A 3,483-nucleotide genomic window follows, 5' to 3' on the forward strand; every position below is an offset into this window, starting at 1 on the left:
AAAAAAGCCTATCTTTTCAGATAGGCTTTTCAAAGAAAGGCGACGACATACTCTCCCACATAACTGCAGTACCATCTGCGCAGGCGGGCTTAACTACTCTGTTCGGGATGGGAAGAGGTGAGCCCCGCCGCAATAACCACCTTAAGAGGTTATAATTGCTTTGGGCAATTATCTATAATTAACAATTGATAATTTATCAATTCATAATTATAGTAATATCTTAACATACTGAGATAAAGAAAATAAAAAGTATTAGAAAGTTTCTTCCCCGGGTTGCCCCGGGGAAAAGCGTACATAAGCTTACGGGTTATTAGTACTACTCGACTATGACATTACTGCCTTTACATCTATAGCCTATCAACGTAGTCATCTCCTACGACCCTTAAAAGAAATCTCATCTTGTGGTGGGTTTCGCGCTTATATGCTTTCAGCGCTTATCCCTTCCAAACGTAGCTACTCTGCGATGCTCCTGGCGGAACAACAGATACACTAGAGGTTTGTCCAATTCGGTCCTCTCGTACTAGAATCAGATCCACTCAAATTTCTTGCGCCCACAGTAGATAGAGACCGAACTGTCTCACGACGTTCTGAACCCAGCTCGCGTGCCACTTTAATGGGCGAACAGCCCAACCCTTGGGACCTTCTCCAGCCCCAGGATGTGACGAGCCGACATCGAGGTGCCAAACCCCCCCGTCGATATGAGCTCTTGGGGGAGATCAGCCTGTTATCCCCGGCGTACCTTTTATCCTTTGAGCGATGGCCCTTCCATGCGGAACCACCGGATCACTATGCTCTACTTTCGTACCTGATCGACCTGTATGTCTCTCAGTCAAGCTCCCTTATGCCATTGCACTCTACGCACGGTTACCAAGCGTACTGAGGGAACCTTTAGAAGCCTCCGTTACTCTTTTGGAGGCGACCACCCCAGTCAAACTACCCACCAAGCAATGTCCCCCGCAAAGCGGGGTTAGGCCTCAGATAAACAAAGGGTTGTATTTCAACAATGACTCCACAACGCCTAGCGACGCCACTTCACAGTCTCCAACCTATCCTACACATCATTTATCCAAGGTCAATACTAAGCTATAGTAAAGGTGCACAGGGTCTTTTCGTCCCACTGCGGGTAAGCGGCATCTTCACCGCTACTACAATTTCACCGAGCTCATGGCTGAGACAGTGTCCAGATCGTTACACCATTCGTGCAGGTCGGAACTTACCCGACAAGGAATTTCGCTACCTTAGGACCGTTATAGTTACGGCCGCCGTTTACTGGGGCTTCAATTCAATGCTTCTCCGAAGATAACATCTCCTCTTAACCTTCCAGCACCGGGCAGGTGTCAGGCCCTATACTTCATCTTACGATTTTGCAGAGCCCTGTGTTTTTGATAAACAGTCGCCTGGACCTCTTCACTGCGGCCAGCATTGCTGCTGGCGACCCTTCTCCCGAAGTTACGGGTCTATTTTGCCTAATTCCTTAGCCATGAATCTCTCGAGCACCTTAGGATTCTCTCCTCGACTACCTGTGTCGGTTTGCGGTACGGGTACTTATTACCTGAAGTTTAGAGGTTTTTCTTGGAAGCCCTTAGGCGCACTATCTCTTCAACCGAAGTCTCCGAGTACTATCGTATTTCCCCAAGCCGCGTGGATTTGCCTGCGCAGCTTATAGGTAGGTACTTCAACGAACTATTCCGTCAGTTCGCGGCGCTTTCATCACTCCGTCACCCCATCACAGTAATAACTAGTACGGGAATATTAACCCGTTGTCCATCGACTGTCCCTTTCGGGTTCGCCTTAGGTCCCGACTAACCCACAGCTGATTAGCATAGCTGTGGAAACCTTAGTCTTTCGGTGTGCGGGTTTCTCGCCCGCATTATCGTTACTTATGCCTACATTTTCTTTTCTCACCGGTCCAGCATACCTTACGATACACCTTCTACCCTGTGAGAATGCTCCCCTACCACTCCGTAAATAAATACGAAATCCATAGCTTCGGTAATATACTTATGCCCGATTATTATCCATGCTCGTCCGCTCGACTAGTGAGCTGTTACGCACTCTTTAAATGAATGGCTGCTTCCAAGCCAACATCCTAGCTGTCTGGGCAGACAAACCTCGTTCTTTCAACTTAGTATATATTTGGGGACCTTAGCTGATGGTCTGGGTTCTTTCCCTCTCGGACTTGGACCTTAGCACCCAAGCCCTCACTGTTATGAAACATTATATAGCATTCGGAGTTTGTCAGGAATTGGTAGGCGGTGAAGCCCCCGCATCCAATCAGTAGCTCTACCTCTATATAACTTTACGCATAACGCTGCACCTAAATGCATTTCGGGGAGTACGAGCTATTTCCGAGTTTGATTGGCCTTTCACCCCTACCCACAGGTCATCCGAAGACTTTTCAACGTCAACCGGTTCGGACCTCCACACTGTGTTACCAGCGCTTCATCCTGCCCATGGGTAGATCACACGGTTTCGCGTCTAACACTACTGACTAAAGCGCCCTATTCAGACTCGCTTTCGCTACGGATCCGTGGCTTAACCACTTATCCTTGCCAGCAACGTTAACTCGTAGGCTCATTATGCAAAAGGCACGCCGTCACCCCACGAAAGGGCTCCGACCGCTTGTAAGCGTATGGTTTCAGGATCTATTTCACTCCGTTATTCACGGTTCTTTTCACCTTTCCCTCACGGTACTGGTTCACTATCGGTCTCTCAGGAGTATTTAGCCTTAGCGGATGGTCCCGCCAAATTCAGACAGGATTTCTCGTGTCCCGCCCTACTCAGGATACCACTATCGTTATCTTCTATTACTTATACAGGGCTATCACCTTCTTTGGCTCTACTTTCCAGTAGATTCTAATTCTATCCGCAACAAATGTCGTGGTCCTACAACCCCAATATTGCCGTAACAACATTGGTTTGGGCTAATCCGCGTTCGCTCGCCACTACTTACGGAATCACTTTTGTTTTCTTCTCCTCCGCCTACTTAGATGTTTCAGTTCAGCGGGTTTGCCCACCTATCGGTGTACTATGTCTTCAACATAGTGGGTTGCCCCATTCGGGTATCTACGGATCATATCGTGTGTGCCAATCCCCGTAGCTTTTCGCAGCTTATCACGCCCTTCATCGCCTCTGAGAGCCAAGGCATCCCCCATACGCCCTTATTTTGCTTATTGTACCAATCCTAAAATTAATTAGGACCGTTTCTTTTACTTGTCTATAAATAAACAAGCAAAAAATGCTTTCTACTTTTTATTATTTTCTTATCTCAATATGTCAATGAACTTTATCTAATTAAATGATTTAAAAATTAAATTATTTAATGATTACAAAATCTTTAAATTTTTCAATTCTTCAATCTTTCAATTGATTTGTGGAGAATAACGGAGTCGAACCGTTGACCTCCTGCGTGCAAGGCAGGCGCTCTAGCCAGCTGAGCTAATCCCCCAATCTAATTATGAATTGTGAATTATGAATTATGAA

Annotated in this window: 1 tRNA gene and 2 rRNA genes; all 3 read right to left on the minus strand. The window is 46.6% G+C overall.

The window, feature by feature from the left end:
* Window positions 1-34 precede the first annotated feature (34 nt).
* The 3 genes from rrf to ACM55K_RS17400 all read right to left on the minus strand — a co-directional run bounded on the left by rrf (window position 35) and on the right by ACM55K_RS17400 (window position 3,448).
* Window positions 35-144: ribosomal RNA gene (rrf, locus tag ACM55K_RS17390) — 5S ribosomal RNA — on the minus strand.
* 146 nt (window positions 145-290) lie between these two features.
* A 23S ribosomal RNA gene (locus ACM55K_RS17395) occupies window positions 291-3,176 on the minus strand.
* 198 nt (window positions 3,177-3,374) lie between these two features.
* Window positions 3,375-3,448, minus strand: a tRNA-Ala gene (locus ACM55K_RS17400).
* Between the last annotated feature and the right edge of the window lie 35 nt (window positions 3,449-3,483).

The sequence above is a fragment of the Flavobacterium arabinosi genome (assembly GCF_048158725.1).
GTDB classification, from domain to species: Bacteria; Bacteroidota; Bacteroidia; order Flavobacteriales; family Flavobacteriaceae; genus Flavobacterium; species Flavobacterium arabinosi.